This is a genomic window from Pseudoalteromonas sp. Ps84H-4, from assembly GCF_024124645.1.
GTDB lineage: Bacteria > Pseudomonadota > Gammaproteobacteria > Enterobacterales > Alteromonadaceae > Pseudoalteromonas > Pseudoalteromonas lipolytica_C.
On sequence record NZ_JAMXSK010000006.1, the window covers coordinates 166,288 to 190,044 of the forward strand.

Genomic DNA, 23,757 nt, shown 5'->3' on the forward strand with positions numbered 1-23,757 from the left:
CTAAGTAACTTATTGAATTACATTACACACCAAACAACGAGCGTATACGCCTTGTGGATCGTTGTAATCTTTAAGATTGTCAATTTCACTACTTAGTTGCTTGATCAGGCTCTGTAAATTAGCTTGTGTAGCCAATACTGATTGTGATGAATCAGACTTAGCAAAGAAGCTTTTAACTGCTGCTGTACCAAAGATATCTTGAAGCATTTGCTCTTGCAGTGTAAGCGATTGTTTGATGGTTTTAACATCATAATGCTTAAGTTTAGCTAGTTCAGCGGCAGCTTCAATTGCATCTTGCTTGTCACCCAGTTTATCAACTAAACCAAGCTCTTTTGCTTGTGTTGCAATCCATACACGACCTTGAGCAATTTTATCTACTTGTTCAGGTGTCATATTGCGCGCTTCAGCCACAACATCTAAAAAGCGTTTATATGCATTTTCAACACTTAGTTGGATAATATCTGCCATTTTCTCATCAAGCGGTCGCGCAATTGAGAAGCCTGCAAGATCTGTTGTCGCAACACCATCTGAATAAATACCCAGTTCAGCCATAGTATTTTCAAATGTCATGAACGTACCAAACACACCAATTGAACCTGTAATTGTGCTAGGTGCAGCCCAAATTTCATTGGCGGCAGAGGCAATCCAGTAACCACCCGATGCTGCCACCGAGCTCATAGAAGCAATAACCGGTTTACCAGCAGCCTTCAGAGCTAAAACTTCAGCTCGAATAACTTCAGATGCGAACATACTGCCGCCGCCTGAATCTATACGTAATACCACTGCTTTTACTTTGTCATCTAAACGAGCTTTACGAAGTAGGGCAGCTGTAGAATCACCACCGATTTCACCGGCTTTACGTTCGCCATCGACAATAGTGCCTTTAGCAACAACAACCGCTACTTTTTCAGTGATTGGGTTGTCAAATTCAACAGGTGGTTTTACCAATGATAGATATTCACGGAAACTGACTTGCTTAAAGGTTTTACCGGTTTCTTCTGCACCGACTAATTCAATCAGTTGCTGGCGAATTTGCTGTGATGTTTTTAAAGAATCAACCCACTGATTGTTCAAAGCGTACTGACCAGAGTTACCGTCAACGGCCTGCATTTTAGCTAAGTACACATCCATATCTTCATCAAAATTGCTTTCATCGAATGGGCGGCTTGCAGCAACATCTGTTTTATATTCTTTCCAAAGTGCTGTTAACCAAACGCTGTTCGCTTCTTTAGCTGCATCAGACATGTCGTTGCGAATAAATGGCTCGACTGCTGATTTATAAGTACCAACACGGAAAATATGCTGTGTTACTTTTAGCTTTTCTAATGCTTCTTTAAAGTAAAGAGGGAACATGCCATAGCCTTCGATACTCACACCACCGTATGGATGCATTGAGATTTCGTCAGCATGAGCTGCAATATAATATTGTGCTTGAGTGTAATAATAGCCTGTAGCAATGACTTGTTTACCAGCCGCTTTAAACTCATCGATAGCTTTAGTAATTTGCTTAAGCTTATTGATGTGTGCACTAGGCATTTTTTGTAGGTCAAGTAGCATTACAGTGATGCGATCATCATTGGTTGCTTCGTTGATAACTTCGATTACATCATCAAGTAAAATTTCTGATGGTGCTTCTTTACCCATAGTTGCGTCATTAATCGCAGCTTCTACAGGATCAACGTAAGTTTTTTCTTCAACTATTGGGCCATTTAAGTTGAGGCGCAACACAGTTCCGTCTGCTACTTTTACTTTGTCTTCTTCACCTGTTATTGCAACGAAAAAGAGTATTACTAGTAATAAAAATAAAATGTTTAGGACTAAACGGCGGGAGAAGTTAATCCCAGTCCAAATGCCTTTAAATATCTTTGCTAGCAAAATAAATCCTTAATTCAATACAGCTTTGTAATGACTCATCTTAGCTTAGATTAACTTTAAATTTAACTGTTAAATAGTAACAGAGTGTTTAAAAAGACAATTTGCTACAGAATATTTACTAGCGAAAAGTTGATTATTCTAAGTTATTACCGCAGAATCTATTTCAAGTAGAGGTTCGACCAGTTAACGGGGCACACAATGTTAGAACAAAAATTACAATTACAGCATACCGAACTTCGTAACCGTTTGGTTATGGGATCAATGCATACCGGCTTAGAAGAGGGATGGCACAACCGTAAACGCTTGCGCGCATTTTATGAAGCACGTGCAAAGGGTGGCACTGGATTAATTATAACTGGTGGTTACAGTCCAAATTTACGAGGTAAGCTATCGCCTTTCGCCTCAACGTTTAACTCGTTTTATGATGTGATTAAACATCGCGCATATACGGATGCAGTGCATCAACATGGCGGAAAAATTTGCTTACAATTATTACATGCTGGCCGTTATGCATATCATCCATTTAATCAAGCACCAAGTGCTATTCAAGCACCTATTAATCCTTATAAACCTAAAGAAATGTCGTTAGGCTCAATTAAAAAGACTATTAAAGACTTTGCAAACTCAGCAAAACTAGCTGAAAAAGCAGGTTACGATGGTGTTGAAATAATGGGGTCTGAAGGCTATTTGATTAATGAGTTCATGGCTAACCATACTAATAAACGTACGGATAGTTATGGAGGTAGCCTTGAAAATCGTATGCGTTTAGCTATTGATATTGTAAAAGCTGTACGCGCTAAAGTAAGTGAAAAATTTATTATTGTATTTCGCTTATCTGTAATGGATCTGATCCCAAACGGCTCGACACCTGAAGAAGTTAAACAGCAAGCGCTTGCACTTGAAAAAGCGGGTGTTGACATCTTTAACACGGGGATTGGTTGGCACGAAGCACGTGTTCCAACAATAGCGAGCATGGTACCACCGGGTGCCTTTAAAGAGGCATCAAAACGTTTAAAAGATACAGTATCGGTACCGGTAATCGCAGTAAACCGCATTAATACACCTGAAATAGCCAATGGTATTTTAGAGGCGGGTGAGTCTGATCTAATTTCGATGGCGCGTCCTTTATTAGCTGATCCTGAGTTTTTTAATAAATACGTAAATAACAAGTCAGAGCAAATCAATATCTGTATTGGCTGTAATCAGGGTTGTTTAGACCATGTATTTAAAAACAAACGTGCGACTTGCTTAGTTAACCCACAGGCTGCTTTTGAATTAGACTATAGCCTTGAAAAAGCGTCATCTTCTCGTTTAGTGCTTGTTGTTGGTGCAGGCCCCGCTGGTCTGGCTGCTAGTTGCTATTTAGCAGAAAAAGGTCATAAAGTGACTCTAATTGAGCGTAAAGAGCAGATGGGCGGTCAATTTAATTTAGCAATGCAAGTACCTGGTAAGGAAGACTTTAACCATACTCTTAATTACTTTACTAATGAGTTAAAACGCTTAAATGTTGATTTAAAGCTAGGCACTGAATTTACAGAAAACATGCTAAACCAATACGATGATGTTGTGTTTGCAACAGGTGTAAGACCTCGTGAAGCAAAAATTGAATGTAACGATGGCAAGCGTGTGTTTGCCTATGATGAAGTGATCCGCGGTGAGGTAGAGCTAGGTAACAAAATAGCGATTCTAGGTGCCGGCGGTATTGGTTTTGATATGGTTGCCTTTTTAAGTGAACACAAAGGGCAGACTATTGAGCAATTCAAAACTCAATGGGGTATTGAATGTGAAGCTGCACCTGAAAAAGATAACCGCCAAATATACATGCTTAAGCGAAGTGCAGGGCGTTTTGGTAGTGAACTGGGTAAAACAACGGGTTGGATCCATCGTCAAGTTGCTAAACAGCATGGTGTAAAACAAATTGCTGAGTGTCAGTACCTTAGCTTTGACAACCAAGGTTTGAAAATTACTGTTAAAGGTGAAGAGCAAATCTTAGATGTTGATACTGTGATTGCTTGTATTGGTCAGGTTTCAAATACAGAAACATTCGAAAAACAAACAGAAAACGCCAAAGTTCACGTTATTGGTGGAGCCAAACTAGCTGCCGCTATTGATGCGAAACGTGCGATTTTTGAAGCGCTACAAGTCGCTCGTAAAATTTAATTGAAAGTAAACTAGAAAACCCGCGGTCTGTGTGATTAATCTAATTAGTCACGAGACCGCAATGTTGATCACACACTTATTACCTCTTTACCAACGCATCTTAACTAAACTTCAGTTTTTAGATGGACTACCCAGCCTATTTATTCGCTTAATATTAGCCCCAGTGATGATTATTGCCGGCTTTAATAAACTTGCCTTAAGCGGTGATGTTACCCATTTTTATCAATACTTTTTACCCTCTGATGATATCGTCGCTTGGTTTGGCAATAGTGAATGGGGGTTAGGCCTACCAATGCCCTCTGTACTGGCCTTTTTAGCAGCATGGACAGAGTTTTTAGGCGGCATTTTGCTGTTATTAGGTCTGTTCACACGTTTAGTAGCAATCCCCTTAATGATAACTATGCTTGTTGCTGCAACGACTGTGCACGCAAGTAATGGCTGGTTTGCTGTTACCCCAACAGATGCGAGTACCAGCCCTGCAAGAGTCCTCAGTTGGCTTGCAATTCCTGCAAGTGAAGCCAGTTTGATTAATTCAAAAGAAGCGGGTGAGAGACTATCTAAAATGCGCGAGTTATTAGAGACTCATGGTTATACGGAATACCTGTATGCTAAAGGGAAACCTGTGATTTTAAATAATGGTATTGAGTTTTCAGCGATCTATTTCGTGATGCTACTGAGCTTATTTTTTTCGGGGGGAGGTCGCTATTTTAGCCTCGATTATTGGCTTGTTAGAAATCGCACTAAGCTCTTTATTGCAAGTGAATATAAATGATAAGCTAGAACTTTAATGCCTTTATAAAATGAGGCGCTGTATTAATGTTTTAATAGGAATTAAATGGACGCTTTAACTCTTTTACAAACTCGACAATCAGATCCACGTCTTATTGCTCCGGGTCCATCAGAAGAACAGCTTGAGATTATTCAAAGAGCTGCAATAAAAGTACCGGATCATGGTTGCCTTGCTCCTTGGCGTTTTATTGTTGTTGAAGGCGATGCTCGGCATGCATTAGGTGATATTTATCATCAAGCTGCAGTTGCTGAACATCAAGATGAGCGCACGGTTAATCGTGCAAAAGAACTACCACTTCGTGCGCCTATGATTATCATTGCAATTGCTGATGTAAAAGAAAACCCTAAAGTGCCACGTATTGAACAAGTTCAAAGTGCTGGTTGTGCAGTGCTTGCCATGCAGCAGGCCGCTTTTGCCCAAGGATTAGGTGGGATCTGGCGCACAGGCTATTTTGCTCAAAGTGAATCAGTCAAAAAAGCTTTAAATTGTAAAATTGATGACGAGATAGTTGGCTTCTTATATTTAGGTACTCCTGAAGTTGATATTAAAAAGCCTATTAGGCATAAACCAGATACTTTTTTTGAGAGACTTTAAAAATTAGGAACTTTTTTATATTTATGCAGTCAGATGCTATTAAGCTTGCATGTGTTAGTTTAATTAATTTAGGCTGCAGTGTAAGAATTATTAGGATGCAAAAAACAAAATAATTATTCTTCAGTGTGTTTTTTAATCGGTTGTTTTTTGTTAACGTAGGGATAGTCTTAAAAAATAACGATAAAGAAGACGAGGACAATGGGAAACTTATTTTTACGAGAAAAAGAAAATTGGTTCGCTTGGTCAATATGGGGCATTATAGGTGCTGCCGTCACTTTCTTTGTGGCTATCTCAACTAGAGCGCCACAATTTCTAGGCTTATCTGCTATTGGGTTTTTGTTGTTACTTACGTGGTGGATGCACAGTACTAAGCGGTTTGATTTTGGTCGCGCTTTTAAAGTTTGTTGTTATGTATTGACCTTAACCTGCTTACCCGCATTTTTATTAGTGATAGTACCGAATAACAATTTAAACAAAATAGACGTTATTGTTCAGGGGGCAGGGTTTGCTCTTATCAGTTTAATTGTCTGTTTTGTCTGCTCAATGATTGCACGTCGACCTAAACAGTATTACTAAATATGAGTTTTTATTGTTTTTTTACAATTAAGGCTTTACATCGACCACGGTAACTAATATTATGCGCGCCGTACGGAGAGATGGCAGAGTGGTCGAATGCACCGGTCTTGAAAACCGGCAGGGGTTTGTAGCCCCTCTAGGGTTCAAATCCCTATCTCTCCACCATTATTTAAAAAAACCGCCTACAGGGCGGTTTTTTGCTATCTGGAGATAAATAATGTCAGCAAGCACACCTTCTACGCCTATAAGAATGATAAAGCATGTTTTACTTTGGTGTATCTTCTCTTATTTTTATCATAGTGGCATTAATGTACTTGTTGCTATGGCTCATGATGCACAACCAGATTACGGATTGTTATCCTCAATTGCGTATGGCATTGGTTTCAATGTACTCGTAGGTCATTTAATTGGTAAGTACGACAAACATTGGCCTGTTATTGCGGCAATATTTATCGCTGTAGTTGGGCTTGTTGTAGTGCCTTTAATATTAATGGGGCAGGCGAGTTTAAAAGATACATATTTTATTTTTGCTATGGTGATAAGTTTACCGGTTGCAACATTAGTCATTGAGAAAATAAAGCAACGAATTAGTTTAAACACTGAGCAAACGCAATAAACTAAGCGATATTCGTTGTTTTTTTATGTTAGTATGGGCACGTCTTTTAACTAAATAAACGTGAATTTAAACATGTCAGATAATTTTACAACAGACGCTGAAAAAGCAAGTTACGGTATTGGTTTACAAATGGGTGAGCAATTAAAAGCAAACCCTTTTGAAGGTTTAAACTTAAACTCTGTATTTGAAGGTATGAAAGACGCATACACTGGTAACGATTTCCAAGTTGAAATCCCAGCAATTCAAGCTGCCTTTGAAAAGATCAATGCTGAAATCCAAGCTCGCCGCGAAGAAGAAGCTAAAGTACTTGCTGCTGAAGGTATTGCCTTCTTAGAAGAAAATGCAAAACGTCCTGAAGTAACAGTAACTGAGTCAGGTCTTCAATACGAAGTGCTTACTGAAGGCAATGGTGAGAAACCAACTGTAGATTCAACAATTCGTGCGCATTACCATGGTACACTTATCAATGGTACGGTATTTGATAGCTCTTATGAGCGTGGTCAACCAGCTGAATTCCCAGTGGGTGGTGTTATCAAAGGTTGGACTGAAGCAGTACAAATGATGGGTACTGGTTCAAAATGGCGTTTATACGTACCGCATGAGCTTGCTTATGGTGAGCGTGGTGCTGGTGCTGCAATCGCACCTTTCTCAACACTAATCTTTGATGTTGAGCTATTAGAAATCATCTAATTGATTTTAATAGGTATAAAAAAACCTGCTTTAAGCAGGTTTTTTTATGTCTGAAATAAACAGCTAATTAGCTATTTGACTCAGCGTATTCTTTACACTTAACTTTGTCCTCACACTCACCATAAAGGTAAAGAGAGTGGTTAGTTAATTTAATGCCATTTTCTGTAGCAATCTCTTCTTGACGACGTTCGATTAAATCATCTTCAAATTCAACAACCTTGCCGCATTTAAGACAAACGAGGTGGTCATGGTGAGTGCTACCTGATAATTCAAATACTGACTTGCCGCCTTCGAAGTGGTGGCGAGATACAATACCTGCATCATCAAATTGGTTAAGTACACGGTAGACAGTTGCAAGACCAATCTCTTCGCCTTTGTCTAATAGAATTTTATAGACATCTTCAGCGCTGATGTGTTGATTGTCTGGAGATTGTAGAATCTCTAAAATTTTAATACGCGGCAAAGTTACTTTTAACCCTGCTTTTTTTAGTTCCAAGTTGTGATCAGTCATTCAATCTGTCTCAATTTATTTAGTTATACTAGGCATCATTAAGATGCACACGACACATTAGCAACTGTTAGAATAACGTGCCTAGTTACTAAGTGCAAAGAACAATTCGTTTGATTGCTGTTTTTTTAGACGAAAACGAACTGGTTGTGCATCTTTACATCAGCTAGTAAATGCGAGTAGTACTTGTTATTAATCAGCAAGTTCCGCTAAACACATCTCTTCATAAACTTGAGCGCACCAGTCTTTTACACGTTGCTCTGTCAGTTCAGGTTGACGATCTTCGTCAATCCCTAAGCCAACAAAGGTTTTGTCATCAATTAATGCTTTTGATGCTTCGAAGTCATAGCCATCAGTTGACCAGTGACCTACTACAATCGCGCCACGCTCAGTAACGATGTCATTGATCATACCCATTGCATCTAAAAAGTATTCAGCATAGTCTTCTTGGTCACCACAACCGAAAATTGCAACCAGTTTACCTTCGAAGTCTACTTCTTCTAATTCAGGGAAAAAATCATCCCAGTCACATTGCGCTTCACCGTAGTACCAAGTTGGAATACCGAATAACAATAAATCGAATTCAGCAATCTCTTCTTTAGAACTTTTTGCAATGTCATGAACCGCGACTAGCTTTTTACCTAATTCTTTTTGAATCATTTTAGCTACGTGTTCAGTATTACCTGTGTCGCTTCCGAAAAAAATACCTACGCTTGACATGGATTTAAAACCTTCTATCTATCAATAGCCAATCTTTCTTGTAAAATTGTTTCAATCAACGCGCTACGGCTAATATTCTGCGCATCTGCCATATCGCTTAATGCCTGATATAACTGTGATGAAACCTTAAATTCTACACGCTTTAAACCACGTGCTTTATCTCGCTTTATTTGATTACGTTTATTTACTTTTAATTGCATGTCGCGAGGTAGGGGATTTGTTTTAGGTCTACCTGGACGTTTCTCGTATTCAAATAAATCGGGTGTTGTTCTATCTGTTTCTGATTTTGCCATATCTAGCCCACACCTGCGCCTTGCCAAAAGACTTGAATAAGACCTTTAGCTATAAACCCAGAACAGCCTAAGAATAGCACTAACCAAACGATGTATCGGCCAAATTTTGGTACATCACCTTTTTTAAGGACGTCTTGAATTGCCATTCCAATAAAAAAGAAAATGCCGGCTAAGCCAAAATACAACCCTAAGGTATCAAATTCGTTAATTAACTGACTGACCATCAACGTATAAACCTTCAAAATAAACGGCGCGTACTATACCACACAAATTCATAATAATTTAGTGCGCACGATCAAAAACAGCGAAATTTATCTGTCTTTTATGTGGCTAAAAAATCGCTAATTGCTTTATTTACGGCAAGCGGTTTTTGTGCGTGTAACCAATGACCAGCGCCATGAATTATTTTTGCTTTAGCATTAGGAAATAACGCCATAATTGCAGGGCGGTGCTCAGCTAAGATGTAGTCTGAATCATTACCTTTGATGAACAAAGTATCACATAAACAAGAATCATTTTCATCAACTTGAGCTAAAATATTTTCATATTGCTGATATATAACCGCTAAATTAAAGCGCCATTGGTAGTGGCCTTGATCGTTTTTAGCAAAGCTCTTTAATAAAAACTGGCGTACACCGACTTCATCTATGTGTTTTGCAAGGACTTCATCAGCGGCTTTCCTGTCAGCAACATTTGACTCGGCTACTTCATTCAGGCCTGCGAAAATAGCACTATGACGAGGGTTATTAGCAACAGGAGAGATATCTAACACCACTAGTTTATTGATTAGCGCTGGGTGATTAAGGGCTAATTGCATAGCAACTTTACCACCCATTGAATGACCAATGATGTGAGCTTTATTAATGTTCAAGTGTTCAAGTAACTCACTGACATCTTGAGCCATAGCATGGTAATTCATGGTATCGCTGTGGAATGATTTACCATGATTTCGTAAATCGATATTCGTTACGCGGTAATTTTCAGCTAAGGCTTTTGCGATTACATTGAGGTTTTCTAGCGAGCCAAACAAACCATGGATCAACACAACGTCTGAACCTTGACCCATTTGTTGGTAGTTTAATAGCATTTTCAACTCCTAATTTTAATGGCAGTATTTTGCCTAGCGAAATAACAAATTGCAAAACATAGAGAATTACTGCGAGCTTAGGTATAATCATCGAGAACTTTTATAATGTGACCCGTAAAGACAGGAATAACATGAAAAAAATTGACATAGACGACGAGTTATATCAATACATAGCTAGCAACACGCAAAGTATTGGTGAGAGCGCTTCCACTATTTTACGTCGTTTATTAAACCTTTCTGATGGCACCTTAGCGCCCGTTGAAACAGCAACTAGCAAAACTGAACAAGAATCTCCAGTTGTTGAACCTGAACAAGCAATAGAGCAAGAACCAGCTCCTAAACACGATGAACCTGAACAAGTCGAAACTGTCACAACAGCGCAACAAGTCAAAGGTAATGTGTTTAATGTGTTAAACAAAGAAGAACTGGCAATGCAAAAAGGTGTTGTTGGTCGTTTCTTATTTATCTTGGCAGCGCTTTACAGAACACACAAAGCAGATTTTGCGAACGTTCTAGAAATTAAAGGCCGTGACCGCGTCTATTTTGCAACAAGTAAAGAGGCGTTGCTTGAAAGTGGCAGTAGTATGAATCCAAAAAATATCACCGATACAGAGTATTGGGTGATGACTAACTCAAATACAACCAGAAAAAAAATGATGCTTCATGAAGTGGCCTTAAGCCTAGGCTATAGTGCGGACGAAGCAGAAAAAATTCGTGATTACTTATAATAGGTAAGGAAATAATATGGCGATTCATCCAGAGGCAGGGAAACCTGCGCCACAACAGAGCTTAGTAAATGTTCCAAAACTAATCTCTGCTTATTACTTAAATGAACCTGATCTTGAACAAAACCCAGAGCATTGCGTTGCTTTTGGTACGTCTGGTCACCGCGGTTGTTCATTCGATGTAAAATTTAATGAATCGCATATATTAGCGATCACTCAAGCAATTTGTGATTATCGTAAAGAAAATAACATTTTTGGACCTCTGTTTCTTGGCAAAGATACGCATGCTTTAAGTGAAGCTGCTTTTAATTCAGCAATTGAAGTGTTGGTTGCGAATGAAGTGCAAGTTATTACTCAAGAGAATGACGACTATACGCCAACCCCAGTGATCAGCCACGCAGTTGTTTGTCATAATAAAGAAAATCCAAATGAATTGGCCGATGGTATCGTTGTAACTCCGTCACACAACCCGCCTGAAGATGGTGGTTTTAAATATAATCCACCGAATGGGGGACCTGCTGATACTGACGTTACTAAATGGATCGAAGATAGAGCAAATCAATTACTGCTTGAAGATTTAGTTGCTGTAGAGTTATTTCCGTTTGCTAAAGCATCACGTTCTGGCTTTATCAAATACCAAGATTTAATAACACCTTATGTCGATGACTTAGCGAACATTGTTAATTTAAAAGCTATTAGCGATGCAAAAATCAAAATTGGTGTGGATCCACTCGGTGGCTCTGGTATCAACTTTTGGCCAGTGATTGCCGAAAAATATAATTTAGACTTAACAGTCGTAAATAAGTCTGTTGATCCAACATTCTCGTTCATGCCTTTGGATAAAGACGGTAAAATCCGTATGGATTGTTCATCTCCTTATGCAATGACTAATCTTATTGCTCTAAAAGATGACTACGATATTGGTATCGGTAACGACCCTGATTATGACCGTCACGGCATTGTTACACCTGATGGTCTAATGAATCCAAATCACTTTTTAGCGGTTGCAATTGACTACTTACTAAATAACCGTGAATGGTCAAAAGATGTTGCAATTGGTAAAACGCTCGTATCTAGCGGCATGATTGATAAAGTGGTTGCACGTAATAACCGTGAAGTAAAAGAAGTACCAGTAGGCTTTAAATGGTTTGTTGAAGGCTTAAGCAAGGGGACACTTGCTTTTGGTGGTGAAGAAAGTGCAGGGGCGTCATTCTTGCGCTTCGATGGTACGGTGTGGAACACCGACAAAGACGGTTTTATCTTAGGTTTACTAGCGGCTGAGATATTAGCAGTAACGGGTAAAACACCTTCACAGCTATATAAAGAACTTGAGCAAGAGTTTGGTGCACCTATCTATAAACGTATTGATGCCCCAGCTAATGCACAGCAGAAAGCGCGTCTAAAAGCGTTATCAGCAGATGATGTAATTGCCAGTACCTTAGCGGGTGATGCTATTAAACAAAAACTAACTCATGCACCTGGCAATAATGCTGCTATTGGTGGTTTAAAGGTTGTTACCGAAAATGGTTGGTTTGCAGCTCGTCCATCAGGCACAGAAGATATCTATAAAATTTACCTAGAATCATTCAAAGGTGAAGAACATCTAGCTTTACTAGAAAAAGAAGCGAAAAAACTGGTTGATTCAGTAATTAGCTAATTTCATTTTTATCTTTTAAAACGGCTGAGATTCTCAGCCGTTTTTGTATTCTACTCTCACGTATTTTTAGGATAGGACAATGAGCTATTCAATTCCTTCATATCTTGACGAATTAAAAAGCAATGGCGACTTTTTAACCTTAACCCGTAACAATGAATTTTCACTTGAGCCTTGTGCATTCACCCTTGAAAATGGCACTGCTGTGACAGTTCATGATACGGGCATCATTGAATTTCAACCAAATCAGCAAACAAACAAAGATATTGTTCTTTCAAGTGCGATACATGGCAACGAAACGGCGCCAATTGAAATTTGTGACCAATTAATTAGAGCAATTATTAAAGAAGAACTGCCGCTTAAGCAGCGTGTACTGTTTATTTTTGGTAATCCAAAGTCGATTAATATCGGTAAGCGCTTTGTAGATGAAAACCTAAACCGCCTGTTTAACGGTCACCATACTGTAGAAGGTATTGCTTCAAACCCTGAGCGAGTTCGTGCAAAGCAGCTTGAGGATGTTGTTTCTGATTTTTTCCAAAGAGGCAACCACAACAGTGAGCGTTTTCATTATGACCTTCATACTGCAATTCGTGGCTCTAAAAATGAAAAGTTTGCTGTATACCCATTCTTACATGGAAAACCGTGGAAAAAATCACAGCTGCAATTTTTACTCAGCTGTGGTGTAAACACAGTATTAATGATGAAATCAGCGGCAACAACGTTTAGTTACTACTCGTCGTTTGTACATGGTGCTGATTCATTTACGGTAGAGCTTGGTCAAGTAAAGCCATTTGGTGAAAACGACATGAGCCGATTCGAGAAAACCAAACAAACTTTAACTGCATTAATTAGTCAAGAAAAGGTGGATTATAAAGAATTTAATGCAGGTGATTTTGAGTTGTTTTCAGTTTATAGAACAATAAACCGTACGTGTGAAGACTTTAGCTTCCCATTTGCTGATGATGTAGAAAACTTCACCGGTTTTGCAAAGGGTGAATTATTGGCAATTGATGGTCAGACCAGATATGAAGCGGAGGTAGAGGGTGAAGCTATTATCTTCCCAAACGCTGATGTAGCCTTAGGTCAGCGTGCTTTGCTTACCGTTATCCCAATGCAAGTTGATAGCAACTTTATTTAAAATCTCTGCATTAACACCCATCTATATTAAGTTAACTATATGACTATAAAGAGTTTATTTTGTTGTATAGTTAACTTTCCATGCGTTTTTAGCCATTTCTCATCTATTCGTCTATGATTAGTTGAATAACAACTTACGTTAACGTAAAGTGACGGCAGTTTAATTTAATTAGATTGAATATTGCGCAAACTTTATCCTTACAGCAAATGCTGATAATAAACACAAATAAGGGCAGTGGCGTAGGTTTCTGACAACGAAAGAAGGTAGGTTATGAGTAATCCAAATAACGTATCGCTAAACATTAATCATGATCTGTCATTTATTGATGGTCACGCATTAACGATCCCTACATTAAGTATTCTTAATGAGGAAGGCGACATTCATGAAGGTGCCACCGCACCCGATATCGACAAAGCAACCGCAATCCGTTTATACGAGACAATGCGTTTTATTCGAGCACTTGATGAACGTATGCAAGCAGCACAGCGTCAGGGTCGTGTAAGCTTTTATATGCAATGTTTAGGTGAAGAAGCGGCTGTAACCGCATCAGCAGCAGCGCTTGACCAAAACGATATGATCATGGCCCAATACCGTGAACAAGCCGCTTTGCGATACCGAGGTTTTACACTTGACCAATTCATGAACCAAATGTTTTCAAACGAAAAAGATTTGGGTAAAGGTCGCCAAATGCCAATTCATTATGGCTCACGCGAACTTAACTACATGACAATTTCATCACCACTTGGTACGCAAATTCCGCAAGCAACAGGTTATGCGTATGGTCAAAAAGTTCGCCATATTGACCAACAAACAGGTGAGTTAAACAGCACAATTGATAACATCACCATTTGTTATTTTGGTGAGGGTGCAGCCTCAGAAGGTGATTTTCATGCGGGCTTGAATATGGCTGCTGTTCACCAAGCGCCAGTTATCTTTTTTGCTCGTAATAATGGCTATGCGATTTCAACCCCTGCTGATGAGCAATTTAAAGGGGATGGTATTGCTTCTCGTGGTGTCGGTTATGGTATTAAAACAATCCGTGTTGATGGTGCTGATGCCCTTGCAGTTTATGCTGCAACTAAAAAAGCACGTGAAATTGCCACTAAACATGGTGAGCCAGTTTTAATTGAATCAATCGCTTATCGTTTAGGGGCTCATTCAACGAGTGACGACCCAAGCGGCTACCGCAGCAAAGACGAAGAAGCTAAACACAAAGGCTGTCCAATCGAACGTTTCCGTAACTGGTTACTAAAACAAGGTTGGTTAGACGAAGCGCAAGACGCAAAAGACAAAGAAACAATTCGTGAAGAAATTTTAGCAGCGCTTAAGCGTGCTGAAAAAGTAGCAAAACCAGCATTAGAAGATCTCATTTCTGATGTTTATGATAAGCCAATCCCATCACTGCAAAAACAATACGAACAATTAAAAGAGCACATTTTGCAGCATCCTGATGCTTATCCAACAACTGCTGGGAGATTAAAGTAATGGCTAAAATGAACATGCTTCATGCAATTAACTCTGCCCTTGATATCACCATGGCAGAGCATCCAAATGCATGTATTTTTGGTGAAGACGTTGGTTATTTTGGTGGTGTATTCCGTGCAACATCGGGCTTACAAGAAAAATATGGTAAGCACCGTGTGTTTAATACACCGTTAACTGAGCAAGGTATTTTAGGTTTTGCTAATGGTTTAGCGGCGTTTGGTGCACCTGCTTTAGCTGAAATTCAATTTGCAGATTATATTTTCCCTGCATTTGACCAAATCGTGAATGAATCAGCTAAATTCCGTTACCGCAGTGGTAATGAATTTAATGTAGGCAATCTAACAATTCGTACTCCTTATGGCGGTGGTATCGCAGGTGGTTTATATCACTCACAATCACCAGAAGCCTATTTTGCTCATACACCGGGTTTGAAGTTAGTTGTGCCACGTAATCCTTATCAAGCAAAAGGCTTACTTCGTGCATCAATTAAAGATGATAACCCTGTTATTTTCTTTGAGCCAAAACGTTTATACCGTGCATCAACGGGCGAAGTACCAGAAGAAGATTACAGCATCGAACTTGGCAAAGCTGAAGTTGTGCAAGAAGGCACTGATGTCACTTTGCTTGCTTGGGGCGCACAGATGGAAATCGTTGAAGATGCGGCTAAAAAAGCAGCTGAACAAGGTATTAGTTGTGAAGTTATCGACTTACGTACTATTTTACCTTGGGATGTTGAGACAATCGCTAAATCAGTGACTAAAACAGGTCGTTTAGTCGTTAGCCACGAAGCACCAATCACTAATGGTTTTGGGGCTGAAATCGTTGCAACAATTCAACAAGAGTGTTTCTTACACCTTGAGTCGCCAATTGCTCGCGTGTGTGGCCTAGATACGCCATACCCATTAGCACTTGAAAAAGAATATGTGCCGGATGCACTTAAAGTGCTTGCTGCGATTAAGCAATCAGTTGAGTTTTAGGAGTCAGTATGTCTAAAGATTTTATCTTGCCAGATATCGGCGAAGGCATCGTAGAGTGTGAAATTGTAGAGTGGTTAGTTGCAGAGGGCGATGCTGTAAAAGAAGACCAGCCTATTTGTGATGTGATGACCGACAAAGCGCTTGTGCAAATTCCAGCTGTCCATGATGGTGTGATCAGCAAGCTATATTATGCCAAAGGTGATATTGCGAAAGTCCATGCGCCATTATTTGCAATGGATGTTGATGGCGAAGCACCAACACAAAGCGAAGAAGCTCAAGCTCCTGCGGCTACTGAAGCACCATCTGAGACTGGTGAGCACTTAGAAGATTTCATTTTGCCAGATATCGGTGAAGGTATCGTTGAGTGTGAAATTGTTGAGTGGTTAGTGAGTGAAGGCGATGAAATCGTTGAAGACCAAGCTGTGTGTGATGTAATGACAGACAAAGCATTGGTGCAAATTCCGGCTAAATACACAGGTAAAGTGAAAAAGCTTTATTACCAAAAAGGTGATATTGCAGCGGTTCATAGCCCATTATTTCAAATGAGCATTGCGGGCCAAAGCGCAGAGCCTGATGTAAGCTCTGCGGTAGTTAAAGCACAAACAAATGCAGTGACTAAATCTGCAGAAAAGCCAGCACCTGCATCTAGCGCAACTAAACAACTTAACAAAAAAGCAGTTGCTTCACCTGCTGTTCGTCGTAAAGCCCGCGAACTAGATGTTGATTTAACGCAAGTACCAGGCTCTGGTAAAAATGGCCGGATTTACAAACAAGATATCGAAGATTTCTTAAACGAAACACCAAGCCAAGAAACACAACAACAAGCTGCGCCAAAAGCGGCAGAACCAGCGGCAACTGTAACAGCAGTGTCTGGTGGCAGTCGCGTAGAGCCTATTAAAGGCATTAAAGCGGCAATGGCTAAGCAAATGGTTGCTTCAGTTTCGACAATTCCTCACTTTACTTTCTGTGATGAAATTGACCTAACTAAACTAATTACAATGCGCAGTGAGCTTAAAGAGCAGTATAAGCAACAGGGCGTTAAGCTCACTATGATGCCGTTCTTTATCAAAGCACTGTCGTTAGCGATTAAGCAATTCCCAGTACTAAACTCGCAAGTAAATGATGATTGCAGTGAGCTAACTTACTTTGATGATCATAACATCGGTATGGCGGTTGATTCTAAGATTGGTTTACTAGTACCAAACATTAAATCATGCCAGTCAAAGAGCATTGTAGATGTTGCAAATGAGGTTACTCGTTTAACTGAAGCAGCACGTGATGGTCGTGTTTCACCAGATGATTTGAAAGGCGGCACTATTAGCATTTCTAACATCGGTGCGATTGGCGGCACAATTGCAACCCCGATCATCAATAAACCTGAAGTAGCGATTGTTGCTTTAGGTAAACTGCAGCATTTACCTCGTTTTGATGCACAAGGTAATGTAATTTCAGCTGCTATTATGCAAGTAAGTTGGTCTGGCGACCACCGCGTGATTGATGGCGGAACGATTGCCCGCTTCAACAATTTGTGGAAGTCATACTTAGAAGATCCTGCAAAAATGATGATGGCGATGAGCTAACATTAATAAGCATTAAAAAACCAGCCTCGGCTGGTTTTTTATTATCTAAAGCAAAAATTATATTCCGTAAAAGTACAAGCCATAACCGAATAACAGTGCCGGTATTGTTGAATACACAGTTGCCATTAACGCTGCTTTTGGTGCTAATGCGATTGCTGGGAATAGGGCGTCGCCATCATTCGAAATTGCATTTGCTGCCATAGCGCTAAATGGAATAATACCTTGAATATAGAGTGTCATTACGACAATTTGCGGCCCACAACCAGGTAATAAACCAATGGCTACAGCCACCAGCGGTGCTAAATATGCGTAGTCAGAAAACCATACGCTCAAATTTATACCAGCCAGATTAACTAAAATTTCAAAAAGCATAAAACTGGCGACAACCCAGGCCGTAACAAAGTGGGTGTCCATTAAAACCTTTGTTAGTTTTGAAGGTGGCGTACAAGGAGCCTCTTCACTGGTTACTTGTTTATAACTGCTGCCTTTAGATGAAAGTGCCCATACAACTACAGTGAATAACGCCATAATCGAGCCAAATAGGGTGATACCTTGATTAACGCTATCACCGAATACGCTAAGGTCGGTATTGGTGGCGATAACAAAGGCAACTATCAAGCTTGGTACTAGGGCCAATTTCCAAACAGGGCGGCTAAATTTCAAAGCGCTTGGTTGGCACTGCGGCGGTTCTGTGTATTCGCTTGCCTCATCAGGTTGAAATTTATCAGCTTTATGAAATGTATTAACTAACTGACCGCTAATAACGCCCACAGCAACACCGATTAACATCATTAATAAACCATCAAGAGGGCGAGTGGCTAATAGCAAAAAAGCAGCATCCCCCATGGTTGCGGTTAAGACTGCAACAACAGAACCAAAACTAGCTTGTTTTTTGGTAAATTGGGTTACCACAATAATGGCACCCCCACAGCCAGGTAAAGCACCTAAGATTGAAGCAAAACTCACTTCTAGAATGCCTGATTTAGCACGTAAATAGCTAAGCTGTAACTGAGGAAGGCGATCAATAAGGTAGTAATAGATTAATAAGGTGGCTGCAACAAATACTGATACTTGAAAAAAAGCATCACTTAAAGCTTGAAGGGTAAATTCACGCGTTGTTGGTACTACTAATGCGACAAGCAAAAGAAGGGGTAAAAACAAGCGTTTATTATCCGTAATATAACACCTCACTTTTTTAGGAATGAAACTCGATGTTTGTGATAATGAGAGCATACAGTGCAACCTAAAAATTAATCAGGTTACACTGTAAATTAGATTTTAATGATAATCAATCTCATTTGCATCTATTGGCGTTGGAACTCTGAAGTAGCATTCCATTTAGGCCATTCTTTACGCTCAGAGATATCAAAACCTACTTGATAGAATAACTGAAGATCCTGAACGGCACCTGATAAATCCCATTCATCACGGTAACGATCACATGGCTGATGGTAACAACCACGAAGCACTAAACTCATACGCTTACGGTAATTTGCTGTTTCTTCATCAAGGGCTTCACTACCGCCACCGGCATACATTGCTGGTACACCCATGTTTGCAAATGCAAAGTGATCAGAGCGATAGTAACCACCTGAAGACGGTTTAGGGTCGCCAGATACTGTACGGCCTTGTGCTTTTGCAGCTGTTTCTAGCAGACTATCCATTTCTGATTTGCCAATACCAACAACACTGATATCTTTCACTTTACCTAATAAGTTCAAGCTATCCATATTGATGTTTGCAACAGTTTGAGAAGCTGGGATCACAGGGTTTGCAGCATAATATTTAGAGCCAAGTAAACCTTGCTCTTCAGCCGTGACAGCTAAGAATGTCATTGAGCGGCTAGGGTGCTCTGGTAAACTTGCAAACGCTTCTGCCACTTCAATTAAACCTGCAGTGCCTGTCGCATTATCGTGGGCACCATTATAGATTTGGTCGCCTTTACGGGTTTTATCTGTACCAAGGTGGTCCCAATGAGCAGAATAAATGATGTGCTCATCTGGCTTTTCGCTACCCGGTAAAGTCGCGATAAAGTTATACGAAATTGACTTTTTAATCGTATTGTTTACTTCAACGCTGGCTGTTAGGTCGCCCATATCAACATGGTAAGCACCTTTTGCAGCATTTGCTTTCATGGTGTCGAAATCTAAACCGGCTTTCGAGAATAACTCTTTAGCAACGTCTGTGGTTACCCAGCCTTCAACAGCAACACGATCCATGTTGTTGTTTTCTTTTTGGAAACCAAACTGTTCGCCGCTCCAAGAGTTTTCAACAACAGACCAAGGGTAAGAAGCTGGTGCTGTTTCGTGAATGATAATTGCACCTGCTGCACCTTGACGGCTCGCTTCTTCGTATTTGTATGTCCAACGACCATAGTAGGTCATGGCATCACCGGTGAATAAATCAGGGTTTTTAGTCGCAAAACCAGGATCGTTTACCAGCATGACAACTGTTTTGCCTTTTACGTCCAGGCCTTCGTAGTCGTTCCAGTTGTATTCAGGTGCATTGACACCATAACCAACAAACACAAGTTCTGAGTCTTTAATACTTTCTTTTGCACTTATGCGGCTACTGCCCATAACCATGTCTTTTTTGTATTGGTAATCTTTGCCACCAATAGTCAGTACCATGTTTGAATCTGCTTCAAGTGAAACAAGCGGTACTTCTTGTAAGAAACTATCGCCGTTACCCGGCTCAAAACCTAATGCTTTGAATTGTTCAGTTAAATAGGCAAGGGTAAGTTCTTCACCTTTTGATGATGGTGCACGGCCGCCAAACTCATCTGATGCCAACACTTTAATATGCTCAGCTAATTGCTCTGAGTTAATGCTTTGATAGGCTTTTTCTACATCATTTGAAGTGATACTTGTTGAAGCACAGCCTGCAATGATAGCACTTGCAAGGAGTGTCACTGGAAAATAGCGTTTCATAATAGCTCTTTTTTTGTTTTATGGTGGCATTAGTATATGAGGTTCTATTAATGAGAACCAGTTTTTGCGGTAAACTAGTCACAATACATCAAGAAGTTAATATATTACGCAATGAAACGATTTACCGCACCCGAGCAGTGGTCTACACAATACTTAACAACCGGTGCCTTTGCTGATTTAGCAACACTATTTAATATAGATAAGCTATCAGATTGGCCTTCATGTCACTGGTTTAGTCAGTATCTGAATGCACAAACATCACAAGGCACCGCTATTAGTTTTGTTGAAGATGAAAAATTTGCTGACGAAACTCGCTATTACGAACAAATTATCTTTGAAACTGGGCAAGTACCAACAAGACAAAAAAATTGGCACGACCTTTTTGGCGGATTTATTTGGTGTTTATTCCCAAAAACCAAAGCGCTGATCAATCATCAACATATAGAAGAAATTAAACTACACGGTCTAAAAGAGCGGAGCAAACATAGAAACGCACTGACTTTATTTGATGAATGTGGTGTCGTGCTTGCAATTACAGAACAAAGTTGGCAACAGCTGTTACGCGACCACCAATGGCAAGAGGCGTTTGTTGAGCAGCGACAACAATGGGGGAAAAGTATTAGGCCATATATGTTTGGTCACGCTAATTACGAAATGCTCACTCAGCCTTATATAGGCCTAACAGGTAAGGCTTTGTTTGTTGTTGTTCCTGATGACATATTTTGTAAAGATTTAAGCGAGCAATATGCGTATCTAGATCAACGTCTTTATGAGATGATAAAAAATGATGATTGCTTGCGGGACAATAAAAATTTATCGCCGCTGCCATTGTTAGGTGTGCCGGGTTGGTGGACTGACAATGAAAATCCAGATTTTTATAGTAATACCGATTACTTTAGACCGAAACGAAGGAAACGCACATGATTGAAGTCGCAGGGCTTAAGAAAAAGTTTAAGCTAACGAAAGATCATAAAAAAAATAAAACGGACAATATAGATCCCCGTGAAGATAAAGAGTTTTTTCATTCTGTAAGAGACGTTAGCTTTCAATGTAATAAGGGCGAAGTGTTAGGGTTGTTAGGTCCAAATGGTGCTGGCAAAACGACCACTTTAAGAATGATTTCAACAGCTTTAAAACCAGATGAAGGTAGTATTACTATCTCTGGGCACGATATTGTTAAAAAGCCATTAGTTGGCCGTAAATCAATTGGATTTCTGTCTGGCAGTACTGGCTTATACGGACGTTTGACGGTTAAAGAAAACATAGAATATTTTGCCCGTTTACATGGCATGAGTAAAAAAGCGGTCGCTGCTCGTTGTGATGAGCTATTCACCTTGCTTGATATGCACAACTTTATTGATAAACGCGCCGAAAACCTTTCAACGGGTATGAAACAAAAAGCTAATATTGCTCGCGCTGTTGTTCATCACCCTGACGTGGTTATTCTTGATGAGCCAACGACTGGCTTAGACATTATGACTACGCAAACTGTTATTAACTTTATTCGTCGCCTTAAAGAGCAGGGTACACCGGTTATTTTCTCAACTCACCACTTAGATGAAGTAGCGTTACTTTGCGATCGGGTTGCGGTAATTAATCAAGGTATTAGCTGTTTTGATGGCACCTTAGATGAGTTTAAACAAACGGGTAAAAGCGAAGAGCTAAACCAAGCGTTTATGAATATTTTAACGGAGAGCCGTGATGTTTGAAGTATTTAAAAAGGAATTAAAAGAGCTGCTACGTGACCGTAAAACCTTGATATTCGTCGTTGCTCTTCCGGTTGCTATATTCCCACTGTTATTTGCTGTTATGGCATTTATTAGCTCGCAAGCGGCACTTGAGGCCGAGCAAGAAGTGCACACCTACGCAATTATTAATGGTAACTACGCGCAAGAGTTTACAGATAAGGTGTTTTACCACAAAAGCTTTACTTTATATAAAGGCGACGAAACCTTTAATAGCGTAGAAGACCTCACTAATGCGGTAAAAGCAGGCACCATCGATATGGGTATCTATTTACCGTCAGACGCAAAGCAAACACTAGATGATGCCAAGCAAAGCGAATGGCAAGTTGTATATAACGACGCTAAGGCAATAAACTTTTTGTTTGACCGCGTTAAAGAGCTTGCAAAAGAGTATGGTGATAAACTGCGCACGACAAAACTGTTAAGCTTTGGCGTATCTGAGCAGCAACAAGCTGCCATTATCGAGCCTATCAAAGTTGTAAAGGTTGATACCGCAGATAAACGTGAAAATCTGGGTGAGAAAATAGGTGGGTTTATTCCTTATCTACTTATTCCTCTGGTATTGATGGGCGCAACGTATCCTGCGATTGATTTAGGTGCTGGTGAAAAAGAACGTGGAACGTTAGAAACTCTGCTACTAACACCAATAACACGCACTCAATTGGTACTTGGTAAGTTTATTACTTTATTAGCGTCATCGATTGCAACAACGACAATTACTGTATTGAGTATGGGAATATGGATCGCGGTTGCAATTGCGTTTGTTGATTTAGCTGTTGTTAAAAACGCATTTAGCTCTTTAACGGTATTAGATTTAGGGCTGATTTTTGTGTTGTTATTGCCTATAGCTGCAATCTTCTCATCATTAGCGCTGGCTATTTCTATTTATGCGCGAACCTTTAAAGAAGCACAAAACTACATGGCACCACTAAGCATGGGTGTCATTTTTCCAATTATGGTTGCTTTAATGCCGAATGTTGAACTGACGAGCAAAACCGCTTTTATTCCAGTGACAAACGTTGCGTTGGCAATAAAAGAAATCATTAAAGGCACAGTTGATTACACATTAGTGGGGTTAATTTTCTTAGCGACAGTCATTGTGGCAGGTGCATTACTCGCGTTTTGTGTTAAATGGTTTAATAAAGAGGATGTACTGTTCCGCTAGTCAAAATTCTGGCTAATAAAAGAGCACCGCAGCGGTGCTTTTTTTGTCTGTGTGAAAGTAAAAATACGTCTTAGTGGTTTTGTTTTTTATTTACGATCAATCTTTATTATTATGATTTTGACCTATACTGAAGGAAGACTCGCATAATAGGCAATTGATTAAATGGACTATGTACAGCCGGGACGTATTTTTAGTCGCCATAAAATCCCCATTATTACCTTGTTTGTGTTAGTAATCGCGGCAGGCTTAATCACAGTACAATACGAATACTCGCTGCGTGAACAATTATTTGAACGTACTCAAATAAAGATGCAAAGAGAACCCCGAATTCAGATAATAAGTGCACCACTCATGGTTAAACGGTGAGAAGAGATCAACTGCCTGTTGGTGGTACTCTGTAATCGCCAAAAAACAAGAGTAGATACCATGAGTTACAAGCAGTTGATCGA

The 23,757-nt window shown here is 39.8% G+C and carries 24 protein-coding genes and 1 tRNA gene; 17 read left to right on the forward strand and 8 right to left on the reverse strand.

What is annotated here, in order from left to right:
- Positions 1-9: 9 nt before the first annotated feature.
- A complete protein-coding gene (gene sppA / locus NH454_RS08185) occupies positions 10-1,875 on the reverse strand; it encodes a signal peptide peptidase SppA (protein WP_253038688.1) in 1,866 nt (621 codons plus the stop codon).
- Positions 1,876-2,073: 198 nt separating this feature from the next.
- Here sppA and NH454_RS08190 point away from each other — a divergent pair, with 198 nt between their 5' ends.
- From NH454_RS08190 to NH454_RS08220, 7 genes are all read left to right on the forward strand, one after another.
- Positions 2,074-4,035 (forward strand): NADPH-dependent 2,4-dienoyl-CoA reductase, encoded by a 1,962-nt coding sequence (locus NH454_RS08190; RefSeq protein WP_135924398.1) that lies wholly within the window; start codon positions 2,074-2,076, stop codon positions 4,033-4,035.
- A 61-nt stretch (positions 4,036-4,096) separates the two neighbouring features.
- Positions 4,097-4,807, forward strand: coding sequence for a DoxX family protein (locus NH454_RS08195; protein WP_235382167.1), 711 nt, complete (start codon positions 4,097-4,099; stop codon positions 4,805-4,807).
- A 63-nt stretch (positions 4,808-4,870) separates the two neighbouring features.
- A complete protein-coding gene (locus tag NH454_RS08200; RefSeq protein ID WP_235382166.1) occupies positions 4,871-5,419 on the forward strand; it encodes an NAD(P)H nitroreductase in 549 nt (182 codons plus the stop codon).
- A gap of 198 nt (positions 5,420-5,617) precedes the next feature.
- The gene (locus NH454_RS08205; RefSeq protein ID WP_135924401.1) at positions 5,618-5,995 is read left to right on the forward strand and encodes a hypothetical protein; all 378 of its coding nucleotides are present in this window, start codon (positions 5,618-5,620) and stop codon (positions 5,993-5,995) included.
- Between the two features lie 74 nt (positions 5,996-6,069).
- Positions 6,070-6,160: transfer RNA gene (locus NH454_RS08210), tRNA-Ser, on the forward strand.
- Positions 6,161-6,212: 52 nt separating this feature from the next.
- Positions 6,213-6,611 carry a hypothetical protein gene (locus NH454_RS08215; protein ID WP_235382165.1) on the forward strand — a complete coding sequence of 133 codons (399 nt, stop codon included), beginning with the start codon at positions 6,213-6,215 and terminating at the stop codon, positions 6,609-6,611.
- A gap of 72 nt (positions 6,612-6,683) precedes the next feature.
- On the forward strand, positions 6,684-7,301 hold the full coding sequence (locus tag NH454_RS08220) for an FKBP-type peptidyl-prolyl cis-trans isomerase (RefSeq protein ID WP_135924403.1): 618 nt from the start codon (positions 6,684-6,686) through the stop codon (positions 7,299-7,301).
- 67 nt (positions 7,302-7,368) lie between these two features.
- Here the strand turns inward: NH454_RS08220 and fur are convergent, their stop codons facing one another.
- From fur to NH454_RS08245, 5 genes are all read right to left on the reverse strand, one after another.
- Complete coding sequence (gene fur / locus NH454_RS08225) at positions 7,369-7,812, reverse strand: ferric iron uptake transcriptional regulator (RefSeq protein WP_135924404.1); 444 nt, start codon at positions 7,810-7,812, stop codon at positions 7,369-7,371.
- Positions 7,813-8,001: 189 nt separating this feature from the next.
- Positions 8,002-8,529 carry a flavodoxin FldA gene (gene fldA / locus NH454_RS08230; protein WP_135924405.1) on the reverse strand — a complete coding sequence of 176 codons (528 nt, stop codon included), beginning with the start codon at positions 8,527-8,529 and terminating at the stop codon, positions 8,002-8,004.
- Between the two features lie 14 nt (positions 8,530-8,543).
- Positions 8,544-8,822: a LexA regulated protein gene (ybfE, locus tag NH454_RS08235; RefSeq protein WP_004586673.1), complete on the reverse strand. Its 279-nt coding sequence runs from the start codon at positions 8,820-8,822 to the stop codon at positions 8,544-8,546.
- A gap of 2 nt (positions 8,823-8,824) precedes the next feature.
- Positions 8,825-9,046: a DUF2788 domain-containing protein gene (locus NH454_RS08240; RefSeq protein WP_062569139.1), complete on the reverse strand. Its 222-nt coding sequence runs from the start codon at positions 9,044-9,046 to the stop codon at positions 8,825-8,827.
- 98 nt (positions 9,047-9,144) lie between these two features.
- Positions 9,145-9,909: an alpha/beta fold hydrolase gene (locus NH454_RS08245; RefSeq protein ID WP_199526542.1), complete on the reverse strand. Its 765-nt coding sequence runs from the start codon at positions 9,907-9,909 to the stop codon at positions 9,145-9,147.
- A 131-nt stretch (positions 9,910-10,040) separates the two neighbouring features.
- On the opposite strand from NH454_RS08245, the gene seqA reads away from it, so the two are divergent.
- From seqA to NH454_RS08275, 6 genes are all read left to right on the forward strand, one after another.
- The gene (seqA, locus tag NH454_RS08250) at positions 10,041-10,637 is read left to right on the forward strand and encodes a replication initiation negative regulator SeqA (RefSeq protein WP_135924407.1); all 597 of its coding nucleotides are present in this window, start codon (positions 10,041-10,043) and stop codon (positions 10,635-10,637) included.
- A gap of 16 nt (positions 10,638-10,653) precedes the next feature.
- A complete protein-coding gene (pgm, locus tag NH454_RS08255; protein WP_235382164.1) occupies positions 10,654-12,291 on the forward strand; it encodes a phosphoglucomutase (alpha-D-glucose-1,6-bisphosphate-dependent) in 1,638 nt (545 codons plus the stop codon).
- A gap of 79 nt (positions 12,292-12,370) precedes the next feature.
- Complete coding sequence (astE, locus tag NH454_RS08260; protein WP_235382163.1) at positions 12,371-13,426, forward strand: succinylglutamate desuccinylase; 1,056 nt, start codon at positions 12,371-12,373, stop codon at positions 13,424-13,426.
- Between the two features lie 270 nt (positions 13,427-13,696).
- Entirely contained in the window at positions 13,697-14,911 is a 1,215-nt protein-coding gene (locus NH454_RS08265) for a thiamine pyrophosphate-dependent dehydrogenase E1 component subunit alpha (protein WP_235382162.1), read from the forward strand.
- Positions 14,911-15,888 (forward strand): alpha-ketoacid dehydrogenase subunit beta, encoded by a 978-nt coding sequence (locus NH454_RS08270; protein ID WP_135924411.1) that lies wholly within the window; start codon positions 14,911-14,913, stop codon positions 15,886-15,888. The genes NH454_RS08265 and NH454_RS08270 overlap by 1 nt, the downstream gene beginning before the upstream one ends.
- 8 nt (positions 15,889-15,896) lie before the next feature.
- Complete coding sequence (locus tag NH454_RS08275) at positions 15,897-17,468, forward strand: dihydrolipoyllysine-residue acetyltransferase (protein WP_235382161.1); 1,572 nt, start codon at positions 15,897-15,899, stop codon at positions 17,466-17,468.
- Positions 17,469-17,525: 57 nt separating this feature from the next.
- On the opposite strand, the gene NH454_RS08280 is transcribed toward NH454_RS08275, so the two are convergent.
- Together NH454_RS08280 and NH454_RS08285 are read right to left on the reverse strand one after the other, a co-directional pair.
- Positions 17,526-18,701 (reverse strand): putative manganese transporter, encoded by a 1,176-nt coding sequence (locus NH454_RS08280; RefSeq protein ID WP_235382160.1) that lies wholly within the window; start codon positions 18,699-18,701, stop codon positions 17,526-17,528.
- A gap of 71 nt (positions 18,702-18,772) precedes the next feature.
- Positions 18,773-20,398 carry a M28 family metallopeptidase gene (locus tag NH454_RS08285; protein WP_135924414.1) on the reverse strand — a complete coding sequence of 542 codons (1,626 nt, stop codon included), beginning with the start codon at positions 20,396-20,398 and terminating at the stop codon, positions 18,773-18,775.
- A gap of 111 nt (positions 20,399-20,509) precedes the next feature.
- Between NH454_RS08285 and NH454_RS08290 the strand changes: the two genes are divergently transcribed.
- The 4 genes from NH454_RS08290 to NH454_RS08305 all read left to right on the forward strand — a co-directional run bounded on the left by NH454_RS08290 (position 20,510) and on the right by NH454_RS08305 (position 23,674).
- A complete protein-coding gene (locus tag NH454_RS08290; RefSeq protein WP_235382159.1) occupies positions 20,510-21,322 on the forward strand; it encodes a DUF3025 domain-containing protein in 813 nt (270 codons plus the stop codon).
- The gene (locus tag NH454_RS08295; RefSeq protein WP_199526535.1) at positions 21,319-22,107 is read left to right on the forward strand and encodes an ATP-binding cassette domain-containing protein; all 789 of its coding nucleotides are present in this window, start codon (positions 21,319-21,321) and stop codon (positions 22,105-22,107) included. Before NH454_RS08290 ends, NH454_RS08295 begins: the two co-directional genes overlap by 4 nt.
- Complete coding sequence (locus NH454_RS08300; protein WP_199526534.1) at positions 22,100-23,308, forward strand: ABC transporter permease; 1,209 nt, start codon at positions 22,100-22,102, stop codon at positions 23,306-23,308. Before NH454_RS08295 ends, NH454_RS08300 begins: the two co-directional genes overlap by 8 nt.
- A gap of 162 nt (positions 23,309-23,470) precedes the next feature.
- Entirely contained in the window at positions 23,471-23,674 is a 204-nt protein-coding gene (locus NH454_RS08305) for a hypothetical protein (RefSeq protein WP_253038690.1), read from the forward strand.
- Positions 23,675-23,757 lie beyond the last annotated feature (83 nt).

Bases quoted from the DNA above. Each gene is read 5' to 3' on its own strand.
- astE (WP_235382163.1), top strand. From the start codon at position 12,371: ATGAGCTATTCAATTCCTTCATATCTTGACGAATTAAAAAGCAATGGC.
- NH454_RS08275 (WP_235382161.1), top strand. From the start codon at position 15,897: ATGTCTAAAGATTTTATCTTGCCAGATATCGGCGAAGGCATCGTAGAG.
- NH454_RS08190 (WP_135924398.1), top strand. From the start codon at position 2,074: ATGTTAGAACAAAAATTACAATTACAGCATACCGAACTTCGTAACCGT.
- ybfE (WP_004586673.1), bottom strand. From the start codon at position 8,822: ATGGCAAAATCAGAAACAGATAGAACAACACCCGATTTATTTGAATAC.
- NH454_RS08300 (WP_199526534.1), top strand. From the start codon at position 22,100: ATGTTTGAAGTATTTAAAAAGGAATTAAAAGAGCTGCTACGTGACCGT.
- pgm (WP_235382164.1), top strand. From the start codon at position 10,654: ATGGCGATTCATCCAGAGGCAGGGAAACCTGCGCCACAACAGAGCTTA.
- NH454_RS08280 (WP_235382160.1), bottom strand. From the start codon at position 18,701: ATGCTCTCATTATCACAAACATCGAGTTTCATTCCTAAAAAAGTGAGG.
- NH454_RS08270 (WP_135924411.1), top strand. From the start codon at position 14,911: ATGGCTAAAATGAACATGCTTCATGCAATTAACTCTGCCCTTGATATC.
- NH454_RS08220 (WP_135924403.1), top strand. From the start codon at position 6,684: ATGTCAGATAATTTTACAACAGACGCTGAAAAAGCAAGTTACGGTATT.
- NH454_RS08285 (WP_135924414.1), bottom strand. From the start codon at position 20,398: ATGAAACGCTATTTTCCAGTGACACTCCTTGCAAGTGCTATCATTGCA.
- fldA (WP_135924405.1), bottom strand. From the start codon at position 8,529: ATGTCAAGCGTAGGTATTTTTTTCGGAAGCGACACAGGTAATACTGAA.
- NH454_RS08240 (WP_062569139.1), bottom strand. From the start codon at position 9,046: ATGGTCAGTCAGTTAATTAACGAATTTGATACCTTAGGGTTGTATTTT.
- NH454_RS08245 (WP_199526542.1), bottom strand. From the start codon at position 9,909: ATGCTATTAAACTACCAACAAATGGGTCAAGGTTCAGACGTTGTGTTG.
- NH454_RS08290 (WP_235382159.1), top strand. From the start codon at position 20,510: ATGAAACGATTTACCGCACCCGAGCAGTGGTCTACACAATACTTAACA.
- NH454_RS08215 (WP_235382165.1), top strand. From the start codon at position 6,213: ATGTCAGCAAGCACACCTTCTACGCCTATAAGAATGATAAAGCATGTT.
- seqA (WP_135924407.1), top strand. From the start codon at position 10,041: ATGAAAAAAATTGACATAGACGACGAGTTATATCAATACATAGCTAGC.
- NH454_RS08200 (WP_235382166.1), top strand. From the start codon at position 4,871: ATGGACGCTTTAACTCTTTTACAAACTCGACAATCAGATCCACGTCTT.
- NH454_RS08305 (WP_253038690.1), top strand. From the start codon at position 23,471: ATGGACTATGTACAGCCGGGACGTATTTTTAGTCGCCATAAAATCCCC.
- NH454_RS08195 (WP_235382167.1), top strand. From the start codon at position 4,097: ATGTTGATCACACACTTATTACCTCTTTACCAACGCATCTTAACTAAA.
- NH454_RS08265 (WP_235382162.1), top strand. From the start codon at position 13,697: ATGAGTAATCCAAATAACGTATCGCTAAACATTAATCATGATCTGTCA.
- NH454_RS08205 (WP_135924401.1), top strand. From the start codon at position 5,618: ATGGGAAACTTATTTTTACGAGAAAAAGAAAATTGGTTCGCTTGGTCA.
- NH454_RS08295 (WP_199526535.1), top strand. From the start codon at position 21,319: ATGATTGAAGTCGCAGGGCTTAAGAAAAAGTTTAAGCTAACGAAAGAT.
- fur (WP_135924404.1), bottom strand. From the start codon at position 7,812: ATGACTGATCACAACTTGGAACTAAAAAAAGCAGGGTTAAAAGTAACT.